This is a genomic window from Nesterenkonia sedimenti (assembly GCF_012641515.1).
Classification (GTDB): domain Bacteria; phylum Actinomycetota; class Actinomycetes; order Actinomycetales; family Micrococcaceae; genus Nesterenkonia; species Nesterenkonia sedimenti.
This window is the reverse complement of sequence record NZ_JABAHY010000003.1, coordinates 82781-106603: the sequence shown is the minus strand read 5'-3', so window position 1 is coordinate 106603 and position 23823 is coordinate 82781. Positions and strand designations below refer to the sequence as shown.

General features: G+C 64.1%; 25 protein-coding genes and 2 pseudogenes. 18 read left to right on the top strand and 9 right to left on the bottom strand.

Annotated features, from left to right (window positions below; translation table 11 throughout):
* The first annotated feature begins 12 nt into the window (after nt 1-12).
* A complete protein-coding gene (locus HGQ17_RS04880) occupies nt 13-927 on the top strand; it encodes a helix-turn-helix domain-containing protein (protein ID WP_168886853.1) in 915 nt (304 codons plus the stop codon).
* 145 nt (nt 928-1072) lie between these two features.
* Nucleotides 1073-2344, top strand: coding sequence for an ArgE/DapE family deacylase (locus tag HGQ17_RS04875; RefSeq protein ID WP_168886852.1), 1272 nt, complete (start codon nt 1073-1075; stop codon nt 2342-2344).
* A gap of 187 nt (nt 2345-2531) precedes the next feature.
* Here the strand turns inward: HGQ17_RS04875 and HGQ17_RS04870 are convergent, their stop codons facing one another.
* Nucleotides 2532-2882: a Rieske 2Fe-2S domain-containing protein gene (locus tag HGQ17_RS04870; RefSeq protein WP_168886851.1), complete on the bottom strand. Its 351-nt coding sequence runs from the start codon at nt 2880-2882 to the stop codon at nt 2532-2534.
* An 81-nt stretch (nt 2883-2963) separates the two neighbouring features.
* On the opposite strand from HGQ17_RS04870, the gene HGQ17_RS04865 reads away from it, so the two are divergent.
* Entirely contained in the window at nt 2964-3299 is a 336-nt protein-coding gene (locus HGQ17_RS04865; protein ID WP_168886850.1) for a metalloregulator ArsR/SmtB family transcription factor, read from the top strand.
* Entirely contained in the window at nt 3277-4275 is a 999-nt protein-coding gene (locus HGQ17_RS04860) for an SRPBCC domain-containing protein (RefSeq protein WP_168886849.1), read from the top strand. Before HGQ17_RS04865 ends, HGQ17_RS04860 begins: the two co-directional genes overlap by 23 nt.
* Before the next feature lie 20 nt (nt 4276-4295).
* Here HGQ17_RS04860 and HGQ17_RS04855 read toward each other — a convergent pair whose 3' ends face one another.
* A complete protein-coding gene (locus tag HGQ17_RS04855; protein ID WP_168886848.1) occupies nt 4296-4682 on the bottom strand; it encodes an RNA-binding S4 domain-containing protein in 387 nt (128 codons plus the stop codon).
* 55 nt (nt 4683-4737) lie between these two features.
* On the opposite strand from HGQ17_RS04855, the gene hisD reads away from it, so the two are divergent.
* Nucleotides 4738-6045: a histidinol dehydrogenase gene (hisD, locus tag HGQ17_RS04850; RefSeq protein ID WP_168886847.1), complete on the top strand. Its 1308-nt coding sequence runs from the start codon at nt 4738-4740 to the stop codon at nt 6043-6045.
* A gap of 12 nt (nt 6046-6057) precedes the next feature.
* On the opposite strand, the gene HGQ17_RS15675 is transcribed toward hisD, so the two are convergent.
* Together HGQ17_RS15675 and HGQ17_RS15835 are read right to left on the bottom strand one after the other, a co-directional pair.
* Nucleotides 6058-6909 carry a transglycosylase family protein gene (locus HGQ17_RS15675; protein ID WP_324615190.1) on the bottom strand — a complete coding sequence of 284 codons (852 nt, stop codon included), beginning with the start codon at nt 6907-6909 and terminating at the stop codon, nt 6058-6060.
* A 285-nt stretch (nt 6910-7194) separates the two neighbouring features.
* Nucleotides 7195-7659: pseudogene (locus tag HGQ17_RS15835) on the bottom strand (hypothetical protein); the annotation flags it as partial.
* 130 nt (nt 7660-7789) lie between these two features.
* Between HGQ17_RS15835 and HGQ17_RS15170 the strand changes: the two are divergent.
* Together HGQ17_RS15170 and HGQ17_RS15165 are read left to right on the top strand one after the other, a co-directional pair.
* Nucleotides 7790-7942: a hypothetical protein gene (locus HGQ17_RS15170; RefSeq protein WP_229503320.1), complete on the top strand. Its 153-nt coding sequence runs from the start codon at nt 7790-7792 to the stop codon at nt 7940-7942.
* Between the two features lie 36 nt (nt 7943-7978).
* Nucleotides 7979-8209, top strand: coding sequence for a hypothetical protein (locus HGQ17_RS15165; protein WP_229503319.1), 231 nt, complete (start codon nt 7979-7981; stop codon nt 8207-8209).
* Between the two features lie 50 nt (nt 8210-8259).
* Here the strand turns inward: HGQ17_RS15165 and HGQ17_RS15830 are convergent.
* Nucleotides 8260-9141 (bottom strand): annotated as a pseudogene (locus HGQ17_RS15830) (peptidoglycan DD-metalloendopeptidase family protein); the annotation flags it as partial.
* 625 nt (nt 9142-9766) lie between these two features.
* On the opposite strand from HGQ17_RS15830, the gene HGQ17_RS04840 reads away from it, so the two are divergent.
* Both HGQ17_RS04840 and HGQ17_RS04835 read left to right on the top strand, forming a co-directional pair.
* On the top strand, nt 9767-11194 hold the full coding sequence (locus HGQ17_RS04840; protein ID WP_168886845.1) for a mechanosensitive ion channel family protein: 1428 nt from the start codon (nt 9767-9769) through the stop codon (nt 11192-11194).
* Nucleotides 11187-11906: an AMIN-like domain-containing (lipo)protein gene (locus HGQ17_RS04835; RefSeq protein ID WP_168886844.1), complete on the top strand. Its 720-nt coding sequence runs from the start codon at nt 11187-11189 to the stop codon at nt 11904-11906. Before HGQ17_RS04840 ends, HGQ17_RS04835 begins: the two co-directional genes overlap by 8 nt.
* Here HGQ17_RS04835 and HGQ17_RS04830 read toward each other — a convergent pair.
* The gene (locus HGQ17_RS04830) at nt 11887-12705 is read right to left on the bottom strand and encodes an SDR family NAD(P)-dependent oxidoreductase (RefSeq protein ID WP_168886843.1); all 819 of its coding nucleotides are present in this window, start codon (nt 12703-12705) and stop codon (nt 11887-11889) included. The two genes, HGQ17_RS04835 and HGQ17_RS04830, sit on opposite strands and share 20 nt — an antisense overlap.
* 57 nt (nt 12706-12762) lie before the next feature.
* On the opposite strand from HGQ17_RS04830, the gene HGQ17_RS04825 reads away from it, so the two are divergent.
* Entirely contained in the window at nt 12763-13170 is a 408-nt protein-coding gene (locus HGQ17_RS04825; RefSeq protein ID WP_168886842.1) for an RNA-dependent RNA-polymerase, read from the top strand.
* A gap of 7 nt (nt 13171-13177) precedes the next feature.
* Here the strand turns inward: HGQ17_RS04825 and HGQ17_RS04820 are convergent, their stop codons facing one another.
* Entirely contained in the window at nt 13178-13963 is a 786-nt protein-coding gene (locus tag HGQ17_RS04820) for an MBL fold metallo-hydrolase (protein ID WP_168886841.1), read from the bottom strand.
* 156 nt (nt 13964-14119) lie between these two features.
* Here HGQ17_RS04820 and HGQ17_RS04815 point away from each other — a divergent pair, with 156 nt between their 5' ends.
* Nucleotides 14120-15244 carry a glutathione S-transferase family protein gene (locus HGQ17_RS04815; protein ID WP_168886840.1) on the top strand — a complete coding sequence of 375 codons (1125 nt, stop codon included), beginning with the start codon at nt 14120-14122 and terminating at the stop codon, nt 15242-15244.
* A 9-nt stretch (nt 15245-15253) separates the two neighbouring features.
* Here the strand turns inward: HGQ17_RS04815 and HGQ17_RS04810 are convergent, their stop codons facing one another.
* Nucleotides 15254-15943, bottom strand: coding sequence for a hypothetical protein (locus HGQ17_RS04810; protein WP_168886839.1), 690 nt, complete (start codon nt 15941-15943; stop codon nt 15254-15256).
* 98 nt (nt 15944-16041) lie between these two features.
* Here HGQ17_RS04810 and HGQ17_RS04805 point away from each other — a divergent pair, with 98 nt between their 5' ends.
* The 7 genes from HGQ17_RS04805 (at nt 16042) to HGQ17_RS04775 (ending at nt 22480) form a co-directional block, all read left to right on the top strand.
* On the top strand, nt 16042-16833 hold the full coding sequence (locus tag HGQ17_RS04805) for an SGNH/GDSL hydrolase family protein (RefSeq protein ID WP_168886838.1): 792 nt from the start codon (nt 16042-16044) through the stop codon (nt 16831-16833).
* 126 nt (nt 16834-16959) lie between these two features.
* Complete coding sequence (locus HGQ17_RS04800; protein ID WP_324615189.1) at nt 16960-18048, top strand: 2-keto-3-deoxygluconate permease; 1089 nt, start codon at nt 16960-16962, stop codon at nt 18046-18048.
* Nucleotides 18049-18056: 8 nt separating this feature from the next.
* Complete coding sequence (locus HGQ17_RS04795; protein ID WP_168886837.1) at nt 18057-19325, top strand: four-carbon acid sugar kinase family protein; 1269 nt, start codon at nt 18057-18059, stop codon at nt 19323-19325.
* On the top strand, nt 19322-20359 hold the full coding sequence (gene pdxA / locus HGQ17_RS04790) for a 4-hydroxythreonine-4-phosphate dehydrogenase PdxA (RefSeq protein WP_168886836.1): 1038 nt from the start codon (nt 19322-19324) through the stop codon (nt 20357-20359). The genes HGQ17_RS04795 and pdxA overlap by 4 nt, the downstream gene beginning before the upstream one ends.
* A 136-nt stretch (nt 20360-20495) precedes the next feature.
* The gene (locus HGQ17_RS04785) at nt 20496-21350 is read left to right on the top strand and encodes a GntR family transcriptional regulator (protein ID WP_168886835.1); all 855 of its coding nucleotides are present in this window, start codon (nt 20496-20498) and stop codon (nt 21348-21350) included.
* Nucleotides 21351-21461: 111 nt separating this feature from the next.
* Nucleotides 21462-21968, top strand: coding sequence for an AbrB family transcriptional regulator (locus HGQ17_RS04780; RefSeq protein WP_168886834.1), 507 nt, complete (start codon nt 21462-21464; stop codon nt 21966-21968).
* Nucleotides 21965-22480, top strand: a complete 516-nt coding sequence (locus HGQ17_RS04775) for an AbrB family transcriptional regulator (protein ID WP_168886833.1) — start codon at nt 21965-21967, stop codon at nt 22478-22480. The genes HGQ17_RS04780 and HGQ17_RS04775 overlap by 4 nt, the downstream gene beginning before the upstream one ends.
* Nucleotides 22481-22514: 34 nt before the next feature.
* Here HGQ17_RS04775 and HGQ17_RS04770 read toward each other — a convergent pair whose 3' ends face one another.
* Entirely contained in the window at nt 22515-23777 is a 1263-nt protein-coding gene (locus HGQ17_RS04770) for an aspartate aminotransferase family protein (RefSeq protein ID WP_168886832.1), read from the bottom strand.
* Nucleotides 23778-23823: the final 46 nt, after the last annotated feature.

The following is a 23823-nucleotide window of genomic DNA, read 5'->3' as shown; positions in this document are numbered from 1 at the left end:
ATCACCACCGGTATGGAAGACAACGCCTGGGGCAGCCTGCTGAACAGAGTTCGGGAGAACCGGCACCAACTGCTGGAAGACTTTCTGGCTGAACTGAGCCGACAGCCCGACTATGTGGACGCCAGCGTCTCTCGGGATGAGCTGGAGCGCACGGCACTGCAGGTCTTCGATCTCTTCCTCAACCGGTTGGCCGACCCCCAGGGCGGGTCCGGGTCAGGCTCCTCAGATGTGGCAACACAGCTGGGGCGCCGCCGGGCCCGTCAGGGTGTCAGCTTCGAGCAGTTCACCGAGGCGGTCCGGATCAACTTCCGGCTCTTCTGGCGGGCGCTGCATAGAGTGGCCCAGCCTGATCTGGTCGAAGCGCTGCCAGCTCACGAACTCTTCGCCACCACTGCAGGTGATCACCCGGGGCTGCTGGAATCCCATTACGGACAGCGGCCATATTTCACCTACGACGACGGCGAATACCACCTCCTGTTCCGCCACCGCCAGGAGACCGGAGAAACACCTGAGGCACTTGGGCAGACAGTGGCCCATATTCGGCATGTCCCGGGGCTGGGTGCGTTGGCCGCAGCCGCTGGGCTTGCCCGGAAGCTCTTGGCCCAGCATGTGGAAGCGGGTGTGGTGAGCCCACGTACAGGATTCTCCCGACTGGTGGCTGAAGGTCTGGGGGATCAGCTCTTTGGTTTCGAACATGAGGTCATCGGCCGGTATCACCAGCTGCCCGAGGAAGAGCGACAGCGATACGCCGAAACTCTGGAGGTCTTCCTGCGGTCAGGCTCCATCCGTCAGGCCGCCGAAGAGCTCTATCTGCACCGCAATACTGTGTTCAAGAGGCTGCGCAGCTTCGAAGAGATCACCGGACTGAATGTGACCATCCCGCAGGATGCGATCATCGCCATGGTGATGTTGGCTCACCGGCCGTAGTACTCGCCGCAGCCTCCGGTGTCAGAATGCACACCCAATGGGTATCAATGCGGAGCATTCTGACGATGACAGCAGTCCCGACCGGGCATACGGTGGGCGTGCCAGTGGGCATATGCACCAACCGCTACCTCCAAAGGGGACTGCCATGATTTCTGATGATGTTGCTGCCAAAATTCTCGACGCCGTCGACGCCCAGTTTGATGACCAGCTGAAGGCCACCGCGGAGCTGGTGACCTCGCCGTCGCTGCGGGCAGGGGAGGAGCCGGCCCAGGATCTCATCGAATCCCGTCTGCAGGATCTCGGGCTGGAAGTGGACCGGTGGACTATCGCCTCCGATGAGCTTGAAGCCCACCCCGGATATGGGCCCTCGACGGTGGACTACACCAAGATGACCAATGTGGTCGGCACCTACCGCCCGCAGAAGGAGACCGGTAAGTCCCTGATCCTCAATGGGCATATCGACGTCGTGCCTGAGGGGCCCGAGGAGCAGTGGGCGCGCTCTCCCTGGGATGCCGAAATTCGCGATGGTTGGATGTACGGCCGTGGGGCCGGGGATATGAAAGCCGGGCTGATCGGCAACCTCTACGCCTTCGAGGCAGTGCGCCGGGCTGGATTCGACCTCACCGGCCGTGTGCACCTGCAGTCGGTGGTCGAGGAGGAGTGCACCGGCAATGGCTCCCTGGCGGCCCTGCTGCGAGGTTATGAAGCTAATGCAGTGATCATCTCCGAGCCTGAAGAAGACGCCCTGGTCCGCGCCAACGTCGGGGTGCTGTGGTTCACGGTCCGGGTCTACGGCAACCCCACCCACCCGCGTGAGATGGGCAATGGCTTCAACGCCATCGACGCCGCCTACCAGGTCATGGGTGCCCTGCGAGAGCTGGAGGAGGAATGGAACCAGGACAAGGTCAACCACCGCTACTTCGAGGACCTTGAGCACCCCATCAACTTCAACTTCGGCGGCATCAGCGGCGGCGACTGGCCCTCCAGTGTCCCGGCCTGGTGTGAACTGCGGGTTCGGGTAGCCACCTACCCCGGGACACCTGCGGATCAGGCTTGGGCCCAGATCGTTGAATGTGTGGAGTCCGCTGCGGGGAAGTCCGGTTTCGAAACCCGGCTGACCCGGGACGGTTTCTACGCTGAGGGTTATGTCCTGGAGCCCGGCAGCGATGCCGAGGCCCTGCTGGAGGAGACCCACCGGACTGCCTTCGCTAAGGAACTGACCTCATTCACCACCCCGGGCTACCTCGATGGCCGGGTCTTCGTGAACTACGGCAAGATGCCGACCCTGGTCTATGGGCCGGTCTCTGAGAATATCCATGGATTCGATGAGCGGGTCAGCGTGGAGTCGGTGCGTAAATGCACCAAGTCCATGGCCCTGTTCCTGGCCTCCTGGTGCGGCGTCGAGCCCCGCTCCTGACCGCAGGTGCCCGGACATGAGAAAACCCCCGGGTGGCTGCGTGAGGGGGACGCTTAGAATGCCAACCCGGGGGTTTGAATCACTCGCACCTTGATGAGGTAGTTAATAATCTAGGGGCAGACCTTGATGGAAACCCCTAAAGTCGCTGGAAGTTTCCTGTGAGTTTTTGGCGGAACTTCTCAGAGCTCTAATTCTGGGCATGGGGATGCGGGGTCCCGGGGTGCAGAACGAGATCGCCATCCTCAACAGTCACCAGGTGAGTCTTCACCGGAGACATCGCCGGAGGGGTTTCAGGAACACCAGTCTTCAGGCAGAAGGCCGAGGCATGCATGGGGCATTCCAGAGTCTGCTCCTCGACGAAACCATCCGAGAGCGAGACAGCCTCATGGGAACATTCGTCATCGAGGGCGAAGTACCCACCATCCTCGGCATGAACCACAGCGATATCACCACTGTGGCCGGTCTGTTCGGCGGTCACCTGCATGACCTCGCCCTCAGGAAGCTGATCGGCCGGTCCAAGATTCACTGTCTGTGCCATATCCCTAGCGTAGCGCCCGGGGGCGAATTTATTGAGGGGGGAACCCTTGTCCAATATGTTAGTGGTTGCTAACCTATCGATATGGACAGCTGGCAGGCTATCGCCGACCCCTCCCGCAGACAGATCCTCGTACTGCTGAGCCAACGGGGTGAAGTCACTGCCGGCGAAATTGCCGAGAACTTCACCTCAACCCGATCGGCGATATCCCAACATCTGGCCGTCCTCCGGGCCGCAGGCCTCGTGTCCATGACCGCCCAGGGACGACGCCGCCTCTACCGACTCCACCTGCCGGCACTGCAGGAGGTCCGCAGTCAGATCGAATCCTTCTGGACCCAGGAACTGGACACCCTGGCCCAGGAGGCCACCGCCATCGCAGACCAAAGGAACCCCGGCCATGACCGAAAAACTGCACGTTGAAGTCGACACCTGGCTGCCGCTGCCCCCGGAGGAAGCCTTCGCTCTAGTCACCCAACCAGCACGACTGCGACGTTGGCTGATAGTGGCAGGCAGCATCGACCTGCGCATCGGCGGAGAGGTGCACCTCCTCGTCGCCCCAGGTGCCCATGCCCAGGGGAAGGTCACTGAAATCGAACCCGGGCGCCGATTCGTCTACACCCACGGCTGGGTCGGAGATGAGCACCTCACTCCCGGATCCAGCACGGTCGAAGTGGTGCTGGAACCCCAGGCAGATGGGACTGCTGTCACCATCCGCCATAGGGGACTGCCTGCCGAATACACCGAAATGGCCGAAGGTTGGGCAGAATTCATTCCCCGTCTGGAACGGGCAGCCCGCAACCTGCACAACCACTCGGACTGGGAGGGACGGATGGAAACTGCCACTGATGCTGCCACCACAGAATCAGCCTTCTATGCACTGCTCAGCGCCTTCCGCCGGGCAGAGGGCCAAGGGCAGACAGCCACAGTATCCACCAGCCTGACCATCACCAAGATGGCCGATCACGTAGTAGAGAACGCCCAGATGCTCAGCACAGCACTGAGTGCCAGTAATGACTCGATCGCCGAACCATCACCGGAAGCATCCGATGCGTCCATGGAAGCCCGGGTCGCTGAAACTATCTGGCCTGCCTTGAACCATCTCGAGGGACTTTCACCGCAGGAGAGCATCGACCTCGGGGCGCCGGTGACAGCCGAGCTGATGCTGCGTTATCTCTCGGTGGAGTTCCTGGTTCACGCCTGGGATATCAGCCAGGCCATCGGCGAACCGCTGGATGCCTCATCGACTCTGATTCACCAGGTGCTGACCAATGCCAGGGACACCCGGGAATCCATCTTCTTCTCACCGGAAGCCTATGCGGAAGCTCTCACACCGGGCCCCGATGCTGATGACCTCACCGAGCTGCTGGCTCTGACCGGACGTCGCGCTGGAGTCTAGGCGACTGTAAACCGGAAGGTTCAGCGGTCCTTGGTATAGCCGCGCAGCAGCTCCAGCTGTCGGCGTTCGCGTTTGGTCGGCCGGCCCGTGCCGCGCTCGCGGACCGGCAGCCCGACCTCCCGGGGCTTGATCTGCTCGGGGGAGTGATCGCGATATGCCACCCGGGCAACAGGTGCACCGACCCGCTTGGAATGGGTATGCACCACCTCGAGGATGACCACATAGCCGGGGCGGCTGATATGCACCTTCGTTCCGGGGCTGATCTTCAGGGCAGGCTTCACCGGTTCGCCGTCGATTTTGATCTTCCCGGCCCGGCAGGCCTCTGTGGCGGCCGAGCGGGTCTTGAACATCCGCACCGACCACAGCCAGGCATCCACCCGCACCGCACCCGTTGGCCCATCACTCATACCTCCCTACTGTAGTGAACCCGCAGGCACCGGCGCATGGGAGAGAATGGGAGGCATGCTGAATCTCACTGACCTCCGCGGACGTACTGTGAACATCGCCTCCGCTCTGCCGCGGGCCGACCAAGACATCACCGCCACCCTGGAGACCGTCACCCCCATTCTGGAGCAGGTGCGCACCGGTGGCGAACAGGCACTGCTGGATCTCAGTGAACGATTCGACGGGGTCCGCCCCGACTCACTGCGGGTGCCCCGCGATGTGATGCAGCAGGCCCTCGAGCAGCTCGACCCCACCGTCCGGCAGGCCCTGGAGACCCTGATCGGCCGGGCCCGTGAGGTCCACGCCGCTCAGCTGCCGGCCTCCACCACAGTCTCCCCAGGCCCCGATGCTCAGATCACCAACCGCTGGGTGCCAGTGGATCGGGTCGGCCTCTATGTCCCCGGCGGCCAGGCCGTCTACCCCTCCTCGGTGGTGATGAATGTGATCCCCGCCCAGGTGGCCGGTGTGGCCTCCCTGGCCATCGCCTCCCCGCCACAGAAGGACTTCGGCGGCTGGCCCCACCCCACCGTGCTGGCAGCGGCCGAACTGCTCGGTGTCGAGGAGGTCTACGCCGTCGGCGGCGCCCAGGCCGTGGGAATGTTCGCCTATGGCGCCCGCGCAGAGAACGACGACGTCGTCGCCCCTCCTGTCTCCCTGATCACCGGTCCGGGCAATATCTATGTGGCAACCGCCAAACGTGCCGTCCAGGGCACAGTCGGCATCGACTCCGAGGCCGGGCCCACCGAGATCATGGTGCTGGCAGACGGTTCCGCCCCAGCCGACCTCATCGCCGCCGATCTCATCTCCCAGGCTGAGCATGACGAACTGGCCGCAGCGGTGCTGGTCACTGACTCCGAGGAACTCGCCCGAGAGGTCCAGACCCAGGTCCAGGCCCAGGCAGAGACCACCAAACACCTCGACCGGGTCAAGCAGTCGCTCTCCGGAGCGCAGTCAGCCGTCCTGCTGGTGGGCACCATGGATGAGGCCGTTGAGGTCGCCAATGCCTATGGGGCTGAGCACCTGGAGATCATGACCGCCGGCCAGGAGGAACTCGCCGGCCGGATCAGCAACGCCGGGGCAGTTTTCCTGGGGCCCTACACCCCGGTCTCCCTGGGTGACTACTGCGCAGGCTCCAACCACGTACTGCCCACCGGCGGCTCCGCCCGGTATTCCTCCGGGCTGAATGTGACAAGCTTCCTGCGCTCCCAGCAGGTCATCCACTACGGCCGCCAGGGGCTGGGCGAGGTGGCCCGCCAGGTGGAGGCACTGGCGCTCGCCGAGGACCTTCCGGCCCACGGCGAGGCCATCAGCGTGCGCTTCCGCTAGTCCTGTTGGGGATCAGGCAGCGGTGAGGTAGGTCAGATCCACCCAGCCGAGCTGAGTGCCGGAGTCAGTCTCGAACTCCACCTGCACCCAGGTGCCCTCAGTGTCACCGGTGCGCAGCACCTCGCCGCGCGGGATCTGAGCCAGCTTCTCCGCAGAGGTGCTGGGCTCCTCACGCAGCGGCACCGAATAGGAGGTGCGGATCTCACCAGAGGAGACAGTGCCCGAGGAGGTCTGGGTGCCACCGTGGACATCGAAGTAGTCATCGCCCCAGCCGCCGGGATCCCCGGAGAGACCCAGACTCTGTGAACAGGCCGGCCAGGCGCCCCAGCCCTGGATCTTCCAGAGCTCATAGGCGCGTTCGATCTGCTCCTGCTTGGAGGCCTGGTGGGGGAGACCGGTGCCACCGACAGCCCGCCAGGACTGCGCGGAGAACTGTAGGCCGCCGTAGTAGCCGTTACCGGTGTTGATGGACCAGTTCTGGTTGGACTCACATTCGGCCAGCCGGTCCCAGGCTGCGCTGTAGGGACCATGGCTGCTCTGCCGGTGCTGCCCGCTTGAGGGGCCAGTCCGGCCTGAGGAGCTGGAGGAACCTGAACCGGAGGAGTTGGAAGAGTCCGAGCTCGAAGACCCAGAGCTGGAGGATCCCGAGGAACTCGACCCCGAAGAGCCGGAGCTCGAGGAACCCGAACCAGATGAGCTTGAACCTGAAGAACTCGATCCGGAGCTGCCGGAGGGAACATCCAGGAAGTCCCGCCAGACCCAGCCGGTGTTGCCGCTGGCCCGGACCTCGTACCAACCGCCGTTGTTATCCAGAACATCCACAGTGGTGCCGGCCGGCAGCTGGCGCTGCACTGAGGAGCTCATGCTGGCTCCGGATCGCATATTCACACCAGCGGTGACCCGGGCGGAGTCACTTGAGGATGAGGAGCTGGAGCTGGAGCTGGACCCGGAGGATGACGAGGAGCCTGAAGAGCTCGAGGAACCGGATGAGCTGGAGGAGCCAGAGGTCGATGAGCCGGAACCGGATGAGTTGGAGCTGCCGGAAGAGCTGGAACCGGAGGAGCTTGAAACGCTGGCAGCCGAGACATCCAGGAACTCATCCCAGACCCAACCGGTGTCACCGTTGTGCTCGATCTGGTACCAGCTGCCGCTGCGGCTGAGCACCTCAGAGGTAGTACCAGCCGGAACAACCTTCTGGATGTTGTTGCCCAAATTCGGGGCCGAGCGCATATTCACCCCGGCAGTCACCCGCACCTCACCGCTGGAAGCCCGCGAAGAGGACGATGACGAGGAGGATCCGGAGCTGCTGGAGGACCCGCTTGTCGAACTTGAGCTTGAGCTGGAGGAACCTGAATTGGAGGAGCCACTGCTCGAGGAGCCTGAGGAGCCCGAGGAGCTAGAGCTCGAGGAACTGGAGCCTGAAGAGCTAGAACCGGAGGAACTTGAACCGGAGCTGGAGGATCCGGAGGAACTTCTCGAAGAATGGCTGCTGGATGAACCAGAGTTCGAGGACGAGGAGGAACTCGAACCAGACGAGCTGGAGCCTCCACCGAGCAGACGGTTGACCTCTGCCTGAACTGCAGAGGCATCGTGACCGGCGTCGTTGAGCCGTTGAATGCGGTCAGCACCATTGCCGAACTGACCGTCGATCACCTGCTGGGCAATTTGGGCCACCGAGGAGTTCGAGGAGCTGGAAGAGCTCGAGGAACCCGAACCAGAGGAGGAAGAGGTCCCGGCAGTCGAGGTGCTGGAACCGGAGGAGGAAGAGCCGGAGCTGGAGGATCCCGAACCTGAGGAACTGGAGCCAGAAGAGCTCGATCCTGAGGAACCCGAACTGGAGGAGGCGTTCAGGAAGTCCTGCCAGACCCAGCCGGTGTTTCCACCAGTGCGGATCTGATACCAGCCGCCGTTCTGCCCCAGCACATCCACCGAGGTGCCGGCAGGGACAATCCGCTCCACTCGGGAGCTCATGCTGGCCCCGGAGCGCATATTGACCCCGGCGGTCACCCGAGCGCTGCCGCTGGAAGAGGAGCTGGATGAACTCGAGGAACCCGTGCTGGAGGACCCGGAGGAAGAACCGCTGCTGGAGGACCCGGAGGAAGAACCACTTCCACCTGAACCGGCCGGGGTGGTTGAGGAGCCACCGCTGGCCGGCTGCAGATAGGAACTATGGGACCAACCGGATTGGCCATTGACTCGAATCTGGTACCAGGATCCCTGGGATCCAGTGACCTCTACCTGGGCGCCGTTGCTCAGTCCGCGAACAGTACTGTGCCCCGTGCCAGGTCCCGAACGCATCCAGAGACCACTTGCCGATTCCACCTCATAGGTGCCGGAGGCCGAGGAGCTCGAAGAAGAGCCAGAGGAGGAGCCGGAGGAACCCGACCCGGTGGAACCAGCCGGCGATGAACCACTGGAGGAGGACCCTCCGGAGGAGTCAGAGTCGTCATCGCAGATGCTGGGCTGGTATTCCCGGGCTGCCGCAGCCTGCATATCCACCCCGCGGGCGGAGAGGAACTCATGGGGGTCCAGGGCAGTGCCGCTGTGCCAGGCGCCCTGCCAGATTTCCAGATGCAGATGCGGGGCAGTGCTGACCCCGGAGTTGCCCACCAGTCCGATGGTCTGACCTGCCTGAACGGTGTCACCGACCTCCACATGAGAGGTGCCGTCCCAGACATGCAGATACCGAGAGTGGTAGGTCTGCCCGCCGATGTTATGCCGAACCATGACATGGCCGGCCCGGCTGGAGGTTCCATCCTGGGTGCTGACTACCGTGCCAGCAGCGATCGACCGGAACGGCGTGCCCTCCGGGGCGACCAGGTCCTGGCCCAGGTGATAGGAGGAGGCGCCGGGATTGGGGCTGCAGCGGGGGCCATAGCCAGTGCTGAAAGTGAAGGTCCCGGTCAGGGGCTGGACGAACTGTCCGGAGCTGCGGGAGTTGGTGATTGTCACACCCTGGGACAACGACGAGGTTGGGGCCAGCGCGGAGCTGCCCTGAGTCGGCGGTGTCGTAGGAGCGGTAGCCGTTGCAGCGCCAGCTGCAGCGGGAACGAACGGAATGGTCAGCCCGACGGCCAGCCCGCCCACAGCTGCCATGGGAAGTTTCTTGTGCACAGACACAGCGATATTCCTCACTAGTCGAAAATCGACTCCTCATTAACCAAAGGCACAGGTGCGCCTCAGCTGCCGGGGGCCGCCCGTGAGGGGAAGCAGTGATGGGAAGTGAGCGAAGTCCCCGGTCAACTCGCTGATAACTGTAACGAGATGGTCACGATGCCGGGCAGAGGGGGTTTCGACCGTAGGTTGAACCTGTGACCAAACTGTGAAGTGGAGGAGGGCAGTGCGGTCTCAACATGCCTATGCCACTACCGCAGGACACCTGCACGGAGACTCGCACTGCCCTCTTCCTCGCCTACTATTCCAGCCAACATTCAGCTGCACACCCCCAGGACTCGAGTTGCACTCCGATTGTGACCAGACCGTTATCCGCAGGACCCCGTGAAGGGGGCTGATCAGCGCTTAAAAATTCATAGGAAATGTCCAGGGAATTCAGGGTGTTCCGTTCAGGTAGAGGAGTACCTTAGATAGTGCCTCTTCAAGGTGCGAGTGATTCATAGCTCCCCGGTTGGCCATCTAGCGTCCCCCCTCACGCGGCCAGCCGGGGAGCTTCTCGTTTAACCCCGTTTTTTGGGTTTAAGGCCAGCGTGCCACAATGCCGTGCATGACTAGCTCCCCCGCACTGGATTCGCTGTCGCAGATATCCCTCGCCACCCCGGAGGAACCGGAGAACCAAGAGGAGACCGCCACCACAGACCCCGCCGAGGAAATCACCTCGGAGCTGGAGAACCACGTCCCGGATGAATTCGAGGACATCGTCGCCGAGGCAGGCCCCTTGCTGGGCATCCTCATCGGCGCCGCCCTTTCAGCAGTGGTGGCCCTGGTGGTCACTCTGGTGGCCGCCGCCGTGGTCAAACAGATCTTCCGGCGCAAGCCCATGGTCAAACGTGCGGTCAACCGCACCCGTACTCCCATGTTCGGCATCCTGTTCTTCGCCGGTTCCGCCCTCTCGGTGCGCTATGCGGTCCAGGACAAGTGGTGGGACGGCCCCCTCTATGTGGCCCTGGTGATCTGTGTGATCGTCTCAGTGGCCTGGTGGGCCCTGCGCGTGGTCAAGATCGTCGAAGCCGTCATCCTCTCCAAGTACATCGGCGAGGGCGAACCAGGCATCGAGGACCGTCGGGGCCGCCGGGTCCAGACTCAGGTGGACCTCATCGGCCGCATCCTCGCAGCGATCATCATCACTCTGGCAGTGGCTGCGGTCCTGCTGCTCAACGAAAGCGTCCGCGGTCTCGGCGCCGGTCTGCTGGCCTCGGCGGGTGTGGTCTCGGTGGTTGCTGGTCTGGCGATGCAGTCGACCCTGGCCAATGTCTTCGCCGGTATTCAGCTGGCCTTCACTGATTCCATCCGAGTCGGCGACGTCGTCGTCATCGAGGACAATTTCGGCACGGTGGAGGAGATCACCCTCTCCACTGTGGTCATGAAATCCTGGGACGGCCGGCGCTTCATCTACCCCAGCGCTCATTTCGTGGCCACTCCCTTCGAGAACTGGACCCGGGTGGGCACCGAACTGCTCGGGGCCGTGGAGCTCGATGTCGACTGGCGGGTGCCCGCCGATGCGCTGCGTGGCCGGCTCAACCGACTGCTGGCCACCACCGACCTCTGGGACGGGGAGACCTCAAGCCTGCAGATCACCGAGGCCACCGGCGGGCATGTCCAGGCCCGCGTGGTGGTATCTGCACGGAACTCCGGCGAACTCTGGGATCTGCGCTGCCTCATCCGTGAGGATCTGGTGAACTATCTGCGCACCGAGCACCCCTATGCGGTGATGACTCAGCGGATGCTCATCACCAATGAGGAGGCCCTGGGCGGCAAACCCGAATCGGTGGCTACCGGTCAGTTTGGTACTGTCGATCCTAATGCTGACCAGGCCGCGGCCCAGGAAAGCTCCGAACCGCCCACCGACACTCAGTTCCCCACTGACGAGGGACTGTTCACCGGCTCAATCGCCGCCGTGGAGCGCAACCGCGAGTTTTCGGGCCCCGGCAAGGATGCCTACCGGGAGCGCAAAGACCGCCAACTCGATGACTAAGAACCGCATCACCTTCCCCGGCCTCACCTGCCTCATGGTGCTGACGCTGGCTGCCTGCAGCCCCGCGCAGACCGATACCGAGGCCCCTGTAGAACCAGTTTCCGCCGCACCGGCTTCCACTCCGCCGCTGGATGAACCCGACGACGGCACCGCCGAGCAGTCTCCGGCAGAACCGGAGGAAGCCGAGGAGGAAGAGGAGGGCCAACCCCAGGCCCGGGCTGCCACCGGGGGTGGGGGACCCCAGGATGTCTCCGAGTTCGCCACCGGAGCCCAGCAGTCCGCGGAGTTCCCCGAACCGCTGACTTCCGTGCCGGACTCCGCAGGGCTGGTGCTGGCCGAGGTCCGTACCGGGGTCCACGAGGGCTATGACCGCATTGTCTTCGAACACGCCGGCCAGGGCGCCCCGGGCTGGCGGGCCGAATACGTCAGCACACCAGTGGAGCCTGGATCAGGTTTCCCCCTGCAGGTGGAGGGGGAGAAGTTCCTCTATATCAGTGCCGCCGGATTATCCCAGGCCGGCAGTGAGCAGCAGCAGCTTGAGCTGGACGACTGGACTGACACGGAGGACACAGTCTTCGAGGATGTGGTCACCACATTCGTTCACAACGGCCGGGCCAGCTACTACCTCGGACTGGACACCGAACGGAAGTTCCGGGTCTCGGTCTGGGAGCACCAGGACGGGCCCCGGCTGATCATTGACGTGCTGCACTGACCTCGGAGTCAGTTCCCTCCGACTCCTGTCCGGGAACCCCCATCCGCTTATCGGCAGCCCATTGCACCACAGTGTCCGGGATGAACTTCAAGGCCCCGGTCAGCGCGCGGTACTGAGCACTCGGCACCGAGATCGCTGAGCCCTGAGCATTTGCGGTCAGCCCCTGGCGGACAACATCCTCAGGATCAAGCCACATCCACTTCTTTGCCCCGGAGATCTTGATCCCCGAACGCTCATGGAACTCGGTGCGCACCAGCCCCGGGCACAGGGCGGTGACGGTCACGCCCTCGGGCTTCAGCTGTGCATGCAGAGCCTTGGAGAAGTTCACCACCCAGGACTTAGCCGCTGAGTAGGTGCCTGTGGGGGTGAATCCGGCGACGGAGGCCACATTGATGATCCTGCCGGCCCGCTGGGCGGTCATCACCCGGGCGGCGGTATGGGTCAGTTCCATAGTGGTCTGCACATGCAGACGCAGGAGGTCCCGTTCGTCGTCGAGGTCGTTGTCCAGGAAATTGCCCGCCAGGCCGTGCCCGGCGTTGTTGACCAGAAGATGCACCTGATGGCGGGTGTCCTCCAGCCGCTCCTGCACTGCGGCCACGCCGTCGTCGGTGGTCAGATCCGCCACAATATGCTCAGCCTTGACGTCGTAGCGGGAGGCGAGGTGCTCCGCCTGTTCCTGCAGTCGCGCTTCATTGCGCGCCACCAGGACCAGGTCGTAACCCTGGGCGCCTAACTGACGGGCGAACTCCGCCCCGAGGCCTGCGGTGGAACCTGTGATGACTGCAGTATGTGTTCCCATGAGGGATATCGTAGAGCCCGCACCCTGGTGAAAGGAGGAGCCATGCGCTGGAGGCGTTTGACGGATTGGGGACCGGAGAAATTCGGCGGTCCCCGGCTGCGTGATGACCAGTGGGCCCCACTTCAGGCCCGGATCGCCTCAACGGACCTCGAAGCGGTTGAGCAGGTCCTTGAGGAACTGACCGGATTCATGGACTTCTTCCGAGAGGACGTCGACGGCCTGCCCCTGACCGGGGTGACCGATGGGCAGCTGGCTGTGGTCCACGACTTCAGCAGCGACTCCTGGGGGCGCCGGGTGCTGGAAGTGACCTTCTACGCCGCCGGCAGGGTCGGTGAATCTCAGCCTGACGCCTTCGAGCGGCTGGCGAAGGCCAGTTCCTCCCTGGTGGATGAGCTGCAGGCCGAAGGCGTCTCTGTCGAAGAGATCCGTTGGACTGAGAAGCCCTATATCGCCCGGCCCTTCTGAGCCTCAACTAGCTGCGCTGGAGATGCTCCAGCTGGGCGGCGGTGATCTTGGTGATGATCCGCTGATCCACCCTCGGGTTCTCCCCGTAGACCAGCACACCGAGTTCCTCAGCGCTGAGGTCCCCGTGCTCCTCCAACAGCTGCCGGGCCTGATCCAGCCGTTCCAAGCGGTGCTCACGGTATTTCTGCACCACCGGACCCATCTGCTCATGGACCGGGCCATGAGCTGGCAGCAGCATGGCCTCACCATATTCGGCCAGCTTCTCCAGGGTGGCCAGATAATCGGTCAGCGTCCCGTCGGGGTAGTCCAGCATGGTGGTCCCGCGGCCCAGCACCGTGTCTCCGGTGAGCATCGCATTGGCCGCCGGCACCCAGAAGCTCACTGAATCCGAGGTGTGGCCGGGGGTATGCAGCACAGTGATGCTGTGACCGGCCACTGTGACCTGCTCTCCGTCGATCAGCGGCAGCACTGTCCCATCCCCGCCGGATATGCAGACATCGGGGTCTATGCCGCGCACCGGCGCGCCGGTCTGGGCCGAGAGCAGTTTCGCCGCCCCGAAATGGTCCGGATGCCGGTGGCTGACCAGAATTTCGGTTACTGTGCGTGAGCCCGCCGCGGCCACGAGATCTGCCACATGCTTGGGATGACCCTCCGGGCCAGGATCGACGACGACGACCTCCTCGGCCCCGGGGTCACCGATGAGGTAGCTGTTGGTTCCCTCCAGAGTCATCGGTGAGGGGTTGTCACAGGTGAGGACCTCCACCTGGGGCGGCAGCGGCGTCGTCGTCGTCATCAATACTCACTTCCCATCGGAACACATGGCGCTGACCTGGGCCGAAAGCATAGCCCCGATCTCTAGATCCTCTCTAGCCTATGCCCAGCCGGTCCGCATAGGCTGGTGGTGAAACTCCGTCCACCAGGAGCACATCCAGAAGGAGCGAGCCTGAGCATGAGTGAACCGCAGCCCACCGACGGCACTGAGTACTCCACCAAAGGCGCCTATGTCACCGGGGACGAGTTCACCCGGGACACCAACTACATCGAAGACCGAGTAGTCGCAGATGTGGATGCGGTGACCTCAGCCGCCCAGGAGGAGTCCTCCAAGACTGGCGACCCGCGGATCAGCGGTCTCACTGAGGACGCAGAAGCCTGGCCGGTGGAAGCCGGACGGTACCGGCTGGTCGCAGCCCGAGCCTGCCCCTGGGCGCACCGTTCGATCATCATCCGGCGGCTGCTGGGTCTGGAGGAAGCGATCTCCCTGGCCACGCCCGGTCCGGTGCACGATGTCCGCTCCTGGACCTTCGATCTCACCGAGGACGGCCGCGATCCGGTCCTGGGCACCGAACGACTGCAGGAGAACTACTTCGCCCGGTTCCCGGACTATCCCCGCGGGATCACTGTCCCGGCCCTGGTAGATATCCCCTCCGGTGGAGTGGTGACCAATAACTACCCGCAGCTGACCTTCGACTTCTCCACCCAGTGGAAGGAATACCACCGGCAGGGTGCACCGAACCTGGTGCCCGATGAGCTCATTGACGAGATGCTGCCGGTGATCAGGAAGATCTTCACCGAGATCAACAATGGGGTGTACCGGGCTGGCTTCGCCGGCTCACAGAAGGCCTATAACGATGCCTACCAGCGGCTCTTCGACGCCCTGGACTGGGCCGAGGAACGCCTGGCCACCCGCCGCTACCTCATGGGCGAGCACATCACTGAGGCCGATGTGCGACTGTTCACCACTCTGGTGCGCTTCGATCCCGTCTACCACGGGCACTTCAAATGCAACCGCAATAAGCTCACCGAATTTCCCAATCTCTGGGGTTATGCCCGGGATCTGTTCCAGACCCCCGGTTTCGGCGACACTGTGGACTTCGACCAGATCAAAGAGCACTACTACGTGGTCCACGAGGACATCAACCCCACCCAGATCGTGCCGGTGGGCCCGGATCTGGAGAACTGGCTCTCCCCGCACGGGCGGGAGAAGCTCGGCGGCTCCCCCTTCGGTGACGGCACCGCTCCAGGCCCGATCAGCCCCGAGGAACAGCCCCCGGGAGCCAACCCGCTCTACCGCTGAAGGCAGGCTTCAGCCGAAAGTCGAATCTGGGTCCTCCACGGTGACGGGGCATTTGGCGCCGGTGGTGAGGTTCGCCAGGACGCCACCACAGCCATGGCCACGGTCCTTTCCATACCAGCGCAGGGCAATCCGGTCGCCTGGAGTAGCATCCGGCCCCGGCCCGAAGATCGTGGCTAGATTGGCGACAGTTTTCGGGCCACGGCGCTGTGAGCCTGAGCGATTGGGGAAGAGTCCCCATTGGGCGGCTGCCGAATCCAAGGGGTTGAGGTCAAAATCAGGCTTCTCAGTATCGGCCGATGCCTTGGGTGCGGCCTCCCAGGAGGCGACCTCAACAGCCACAGAGTAGGTGGTCCAATGCGGGCGGTCATCCCCGATGGGGGATCTTTCGATCCCCTGAAATTGGAGCCGGCCGGCTACCTCACGCACAGGCGGTTTCTTCTTAGCCGCAGGCCGTACGCTGCGGCGCCATCGGTGGACACCTCGTCCGCCGAAGTAGATGGAGGCTGCGGAAAAGATGATGATGGCTCCGAAGAGCACTCCGAAGAAGATCCCCTCGCCGACACTGTCATTCCAGGAGCTCCAGACGAGATAACTGAACCCAGCGGTGCAGGCCGCTACGCCGAGCCAGGCGAAGGCCAGCCCCACATAAGCCCACCGACCAATACGGGTGATCTCGTGGGCGGGTAGATCCAGGTTCATGAGGGCATGCTATCCGCCCCGGAAATACTCAGGAGTAACTTCAGGGCGTGGCCTCCTGCACGATACGGTGGGGACACTACTGAAGGACGGGAGGGACCATGGCGGCACACGATGAACTGGACGGGCCTTTTTCCAAGCGCTACGTCGCCCTGGGGGATTCATTTACCGAAGGCGTAGGGGATATTGACCCCTCCAGCCCCAATGGGGTGCGTGGCTGGGCCGACCGGGTCGCCGCACAGCTGATCGACAATGACAACAGCTGGGGGTATGCGAATCTCGCCATCCGCGGCAAGAAGCTCCAGCAGGTTATCGATGAACAGCTCGACGCCGCCCTGAGCCTGGAGCCAACTCTGGTCACCATCTACGCCGGAGGAAATGACATCCTCCGCCCGGTGGTCAACCTCGACGGCATTATGGAGCGCTATCGCTGGGCAGTGGAGAAACTCGTGGACTCCGGAGCCCGGGTGGTCATCTTCACCGGCTTCGACTCCGGTAAGGCGCCCATGTTCCGCCTCACCCGCGGGCGCACGGCGATCTATAACGAGCACATCCGCAAGATCGTCGAGGACCTCGGCATCGAACTGGTGGACTTCTGGCATATGAAGCAGTTCCAGGACTGGCGGTTCTGGGATGTGGACCGGCTGCATCTGGGCATTGAAGGTCACACCATGATGGCCAAGGAAGTCCTCAAGGTCCTGGGCGAGCCGGATGATATCGAGCCTCCTCAGCCCGAGGACCCACCGATCCAGGCTGCCCTGGAGAAGGTGGTCACCGATATCCGGTGGACCAAGGATTACCTGTTGCCCTGGGTGGGTCGGCGGCTGAGCCGGAAGTCCTCCGGCGATGAGCTCAGCCCCAAATACCCCACGCTGACTCAGCGCATCTGGTAGGTTCTTTTTCTCTTTTTTTGTTGCTTGCCTCACGGCAGTGTGCCAAAATGCTGGCACGTTGTACGTACATTTCTCAGATTGGTGCGTACATTCTGATCTATCTCTGCAACAAGAAGGGGCAACCCCGTGGCCAAAGACGTCCAGGAATCCCGCCGCCGTATCCGTGTTCCGCTCTTCGACGGAATGAACCGGGTCCCCGGCGGTCTGATGCTCATCCCGCTGATCCTCGGTTCCATCATCGGCACATTCTTCATGCCGGCACTGGAGATCGGCAGCTTCACCACCGCACTCTTCGTCGACAGCGCCCTGCCGCTGATCGCCCTGCTGATCTTCGCCACCGGCACCCAGGTCACCCTGCGCTCCACTGGCCCAGTGCTGGCACACGCCGGGACCATCCTGCTGATGAAGTCCCTGGTACCGGCGACCCTGGTCATCCTGCTGGGCCTCTGGGTCGGCCTCGACGGTGTCCTCGGCGTCTCCATCCTGGCGCTGCTGGTCATCCTCGACAACAGCAACGGCGGACTCTGGCTGGCCTTTACCGGACGCTACGGCGACAAACGCGACCGCGGCGCCTATATGGCCTCCGCAGTCAACGACGGCCCCTTCATCAGCATGCTCTTCCTAGGCGTCTCTGGCCTGGCCGATATCCCGATCCTCGCCCTGGTGGCAGCCATCATCCCCTTCTTCCTGGGTATGCTGGTCGGCAACCTTGACGACAAATGGCGCAACATCATGGTCCCGGTGCCCAATATCGTCATCCCGTTCTTCGCCTTCGCACTGGGCACCGGCATCGACCTCACCGCAGTGGTCACCGGCGGCGCCCAGGGGCTGATCGTCGGCCTCATCGCCGCACCATTCACCGGATTCCTGGTCTACCTCGGCTACCGGTTCATGCTGCGCCGCGGGGTCAAGAGCGGTCTGGGCTTCGCCGCCGGAACAACTGCCGGCAACGCCATCGCCACCCCTGCAGTGATCGCCGAGATCGACTCCACCTTCGCCCCCTATGTTGCTGATGCCACCGCCCAGGTGGCCGCATCCGCGCTGATCACCGCGATCATCGCCCCGCTGATCGCCTCCTATGTGCTCAAACGCAATGGTGCACTGGAGCCGGCTGAGGACGTTGCCGAAGCAACCGAAGCCGCAACTGCCACCGAAGCGCCCACCGAGGGCACCGGTTCAGGCGAAGGTGGCTCCACTGGCGAGACCCGGGAGTAACTACCCAGATGAGGCAACAGACAGCGGTCATCGCCGATGACCTCACCGGCGCCAATGACACTGCGGTCCAATTCGCCCGGCAGGGCTGGGACACCCGACTGGTGCTCACCGACCTCCGCAGCGCAGCTCCAGCACCAGCCGGGGATACCCCATCGGCAACCCGGGCGTTGGCCACCACAACCGACGCCCGGGCCTTGCCCGATCCTCAGGCCCAGGCGGTCACCTCTGACACCGTGACCGCCGCGCTCAGTGCAGGGGCAGAACGCTTCTACCTCAAGATCGACTCCACCATCCGAGGCAGCGTCTCTGCCCAGATCACCGGCGCCCTGGCGGCTCTGGAGTCCAACGGCACCGATGCCCTGGCCGTGGTCTGCCCCGCATACCCCGGTATGGGCCGACAGCTGCAGGACTCCACCCTGCTGGTCAACGGAGTCCCGGTGGCAGAAACCTCCCTGAGGAACGATCCCGCGACCCCAGTTGAGCACAGCGATCTGCGCCAGATCATCCCCGGGGCCCAGGCCCTGCAGCCGGCCGACCGTTCAGCCGAGGCCCTGGCCCGGGCGCTGGTCGCAGCCTATGAGGCCAACCTGCGGACCCTCGTCGTCGACGCCGTTGAGGACGCAGACCTCCGCAGCCTCGCCCAGGCACTGGCCGACGTCGACTTCCCCACCCTGCCGGTGGGATCGGCGGGCCTCGCCGCAGCCCTGGCCGAGACCTGGCCCCACCACCAGCTGACTGAAACTGCAGCCGCTAGGGCCGGAACCGGCAGCCGCCTGTTGCTGCAGGTCAGCTCCCTGAACCCTGTCTCCGTGGAACAGGCCGCCCAGCTCAACAGCCACGAGGGTCTGGCGACAACGCTCATCGAACCACCGGCCCAGGTACTGACCACCGCTGAGGCAGCCTTCGCCTGGCTGCAAGAGGCCGAACTGCCCACCGAAGGCGCCCTGATCCTCAAAGCACCCGAGGAACGCACTGACGATGCCCGTGCTGTCGCCACTGCCCTGGGCGCGATCTCAGCAGCACTGCTGAACACCGGGGAATTCGCCGCAGCCGGCCTCATCGGCGGCGACGGCGCCCTAGCCGCGCTGCGAGCCAGCGGCTGCACCAGCCTCCAAGTGCTCGATGTCCTGGAGGAAGGCATGCCACTGGCCGCCACTGTCGACGGCCAGAACCCCGGACAGCTCATCTTCACCAAAGCCGGCGGCTTCGGCAGCCCGGCATCCCTCATCCACGCCGTCGAATCGATGCATCACGTACTGAACAGGAGCACCGCATGAGCAGCGCACCCACCACTATCCCCACCCTCGCGGTCACCATGGGCGATGCCGCCGGCATCGGCCCCGAAATCACCGCCAAAGCCCTGCTGAAGAACCCCGAACTCCGCCAGCGCGCAGTGCCGGTGGTCATCGGCGACGCCGAGGCCATGCGCCGCGGAGCGGAATTCGCCGGACTCAACCCCGAGGCCGTCACAGTCATCGACTCCCCGGCAGGTGCCACCAATGACCCCGAGACCATCGAGGTCGTCCAGACCGGCCCCAGCCTGGCCGATGTGCCGGTCGGTGAACTCTCCGCCAAGGCCGGCGACGGCGCCTACCGGTTCGTGGTCGAAGCCTGCCGGCTGGCCAAAGAGGGCAGCGTAGACGCCATTGTCACCCCGCCGCTGAACAAGGCCGCTATGCACGCAGGCGGCCACAAATTCCCCGGTCACACCGAGCTGCTGGCCCACGAATTCGGTGTAACCAACTACTCCCTGGTGCTCTCGGCCGGTGAGCTCTACTTCTTCCACCTCACCACCCACGTCTCCCTGCAGGAGGCTATCGAAGGTGTGACACCTGAGCGCACTGACTCCGTGCTGCGTCTGGCCGGTGCCTTCGCCCGCTCCCTGGGCAAGCCGGAGGCGCCCATCGGCCTGGCCGGGCTGAATCCGCACGCCGGTGAGAACGGGCTCTTCGGGCACCAGGATGACGAGATCCTTGCCCCCGCCGTGCAGCGGGCCAAGGATCAGGGCATCAACGCCCATGGCCCTATCGCCGCCGATGCGCTGATCCCGCAGGCAGTCAAAGGCAAATGGGACTTCGTCATCGCCTGCTACCACGACCAGGGCCACGCCCCCTTCAAAGCCGTATACGGCGACGACGGCGTCAACATCACTGTGGGACTGCCTGTAGTCCGAGTATCGGTGGACCACGGCACTGCTTTCGATATCGCAGGTCAGGGCATCGCCCGGGAGGCAAGCCTGGTGCTGGCCATGGAGCGGGCCGCCGAGCTCGCCCCGGGCTGGGACCTCGTCTGGCAGGAAGCGCAGCGCTAGTCCCAGCGCGGCGCGCATGTCGCCGCGCTTCTCGCTCGGCAAAGCCTTGCCGAGCTTCACGCCTAAAGTCGGTACCTCGCTTCGCTTGTACCTCATGAGGCACTAGCTAATTCACGGAAAAGATAGGCTCTTGCGGATGGATGCGCATACTGACTGGGTGTTGGAGGACCTCTGTCTGGACCCGCAGGCGCGGGAGCCGCTGCATGCCCAGCTGGCCACCGCCCTGCGCGACCGGATCCGGGACCGGCGGCTGCAGCCGGGGGAGGACCTCCCCACTGAGGTGCAGCTGCAGTCCCAGCTGGGCATCTCCCGTTCGGTGGCCCGGCAGGCGATGAGCACACTGGTGGCCGAGGGGCTGGTCAGCCGGTCCCGTGGCCGCGGCTCAGTGGTCTCACCCCGCGGACAGCACCACCGACTGGCCCACCGGGCCGCCGGGCTCTCCAGTCAGATCGCCGAAACCGGAGTTGAGGTCGGCACCCAGGTGCTGAGCCTGGACCGGATGCGCCGCCCCGCCCATGCCGAACAGCTGGCCGAGGCCGAGACTGTCTACCTCGAACGTCTGCGCAGTATCGACGGGCTGCCGGCAGCCTATATCCGCACCTGGCTGCCGGCGAGCCTCGGTGAAGGGCTGACCAGCAAGGAGCTCACCGATTCCTCCCTGCACCGCATCCTGGAGACCCGGCACGCCATCACGCTGACCGGCGGGTCCCGACAGGTGCGGGCGGTGGCCGCCGATGCCGAGCTGGCACGGCTTTTGGGCACCCGTCAGGGGGCGCCGTTGCTGCTGCTGGAGGGTGTCACCACCGCCTCGGATGGAACAGTCGTGGAAGTCTTCTCCACCTGGCACCGGGGAGATCTCATCGCCTTCGACCTCGACGTCGAGGATTCCGCACCCGGTGCCGCCTCGGCCCCTGAGAGGCTGCCGGCACTGCAGGAAGCCCAGCAGACGGCCCAGCGGCTGGCCGAACAGCTCCACCGCCTCACCCGCTGACCACCGACGATATGACCTCAGCCACCTTGGGCTGACCGCAGCAGGCTGCAGGCATAGGGTAGTTGCATCAGGTAACGATCCAGGTGTGCCGAATATCGGCGGAGGTGCGGAATGAAGCTGTGGGGACTGCTCCGGCTCTTTCTGGCAGCTGCTGCGGTCGGCACTCTCTTCGAACTGCTGGGGGTCCCCGCGGGCATGCTGCTCGGTGCGGTCATCGGGGCCGCGCTGGTCAATCAGCGCTGGACACCTCGGATGAAACCGGCTGAGGTGCCCGCGCCCCTGCGCCAAGGCGGGCTGGTGCTGATGGGATTCGTCACTGGAGTGCTGCTGACCCTGGACTCTCTGGCCAGCACCGCCACGATTGCCATCCCCGTGGCGGTGGCCTATCTGCTGCTCGGGGTGGTCAACCTCGGCTTCGTGACCCTGCTGATGTCACGCTATGGGGTGGATCCCGCCACTGCAGTCTTCGCTGTCACCCCCGGCGGACTGGGTGAGGTGATGTCTCTGGCCATGGACAGAGGCGCTGAGGTCGTCGTCGTGCTCACTGTCCACGCCGTGCGGCTGTTCACCCTGGTACTAGTGCTGCTGCCGATCATGCTGTGGGTGCTGGCCGAATGAACCTCTTGATGCTGGGTGCGGTGATGGCTGGATCAGTGGGGGCGGCTCTGCTCTTCCGGTGGGTGCGCCTGCCCCTGTGGCCGCTGACCGGCGGGCTGGTCGGGGCGGCTGCGGTGAACCTCGGATTCGGCCTGGAAGTCCAGATCCCCGGAGGATTCGCGCTGGCTGCCCAGCTGATGATCGGCACTGCCATCGGTGCCACGATCGGACCCGATGTCTTCAAACAGTTCGCAAGGTTCTTAGCCCCCGGGACCCTCGCGGTCGTCGTCGTACTGGGTGCGGGGCTGCTCTTCGGCTGGAGCTTCGCGGCCCTGGGGCTGCTGGCCCCGGGTGAATCCATGTTCTCTCTGATGCCCGGTGGGGTCGCGGAGATGGTCGCTGCCAGTATTGCCCTAGGCTACGACGGCGCAGTGGTGGTCGGTGCCCATATGGTCAGACTCTTCGCGGTGATCTGGAGTCTGCCGCTGTTCCTCTGGGCGGCCGAGCGAATCTACCGCCGGTGGATCCAGTGACGGTCCCACCGGCGGCAGACCGGATAGAGGGGAATTAGCCCAGCACAGAGGCCAGGGTCTTCTCCCAGATGGCCAGGGCGTCGTCGACCTGTTCCTCGGAGACCACCAGGGCGGGGATGAACCGCACGTTCTGGCCGTACATTCCATTGGTCAGCAGCAGCAGGCCGTTCTCCGCGGCAGCCTTATGCACTGCAGCCGAGGTGGCGCCATCGGGCTCGCCATCGGCATCGGAGAACTCCACAGAGACCATCAGGCCCAGGCCGTGGACATTCTGCACCTGGGAGTACTTCTCGCCGATAGCCTGCAGCCCGGATTTCAACTGCTGACCGCGCTCGGCGGCATTGGCCACCAGGTTCTCCTCTTCGATCACCTCAAGGGTGGCCAGTGCCGCAGCGCAGGCCACCGCATTGGCGCCATAGGTGCCGCCCTGGGAACCCGGCCACGCCTTGGACATGACCTCCTCGGAGGCGGCGATACCGGAGATCGGGAAGCCGGAGGCAATGCCCTTGGCGAACATCTGGATATCCGGAGTCACCCCGAAGTGTTCCTGGCCCCAGAACTTGCCGGTGCGTCCGAAGCCGGTCTGGACCTCATCGATGATCAGCAGGATGCCGTGCTTATCGGCGCGCTCGCGCAGGCCCGCGAAGAACCGCTCATTGCCGGGGATATAACCACCCTCGCCCAGAACCGGCTCCACCAGGAAGGCGGCGGTATCGGCAGGGTTGGACTGGGTCTGCAGCACCAGGTCCAGTTCGCGCAGTGCGAAGTCGGTGGCCTGCTCCACATCCCAGCCGTAGTGCCGGTAGTGAGCCGGATTCGGGAAGGGGGAGACCACCACACCGCTCATCAGGGGGCTGAAGCCGGCACGGAATTTGGTGCCGGAGGTGGTCAGGGAGGCAGCTGCCACGGTCCGGCCGTGGAACCCGCCCTGGAAGACCACAATATTGGGCCGGCCGGTGGCCTGGCGGGCCAGACGCAGGGCAGCCTCAGCGGCCTCGGAGCCGGAGTTGGAGAAGAACAGGGAGTCCAGCCCAGCCGGCAGAACACCGGAGAGACGCTCGGTGAGCTCCTGCAGCGGCTTATGCATGATGGTGGTGTACTGACCGTGGATCAGCTTGCCAACCTGGGCCTGTGCGGCCTCGACAACTTTGGGGTGGCAATGGCCGGTACCGGTGACTCCGATTCCGGCGGTAAAGTCGAGGTGACGGTTACCAGACTCGTCATAGAGATAGACGCCTTCGCCGTGAGTTGCCACAACAGGGGTTGCCTGCTTTAGCTGAGGAGAAAGTTGGGCCATTGAAATACTCCTGTTCGGATTGTTGACAATCTGCATCCTCGACTAG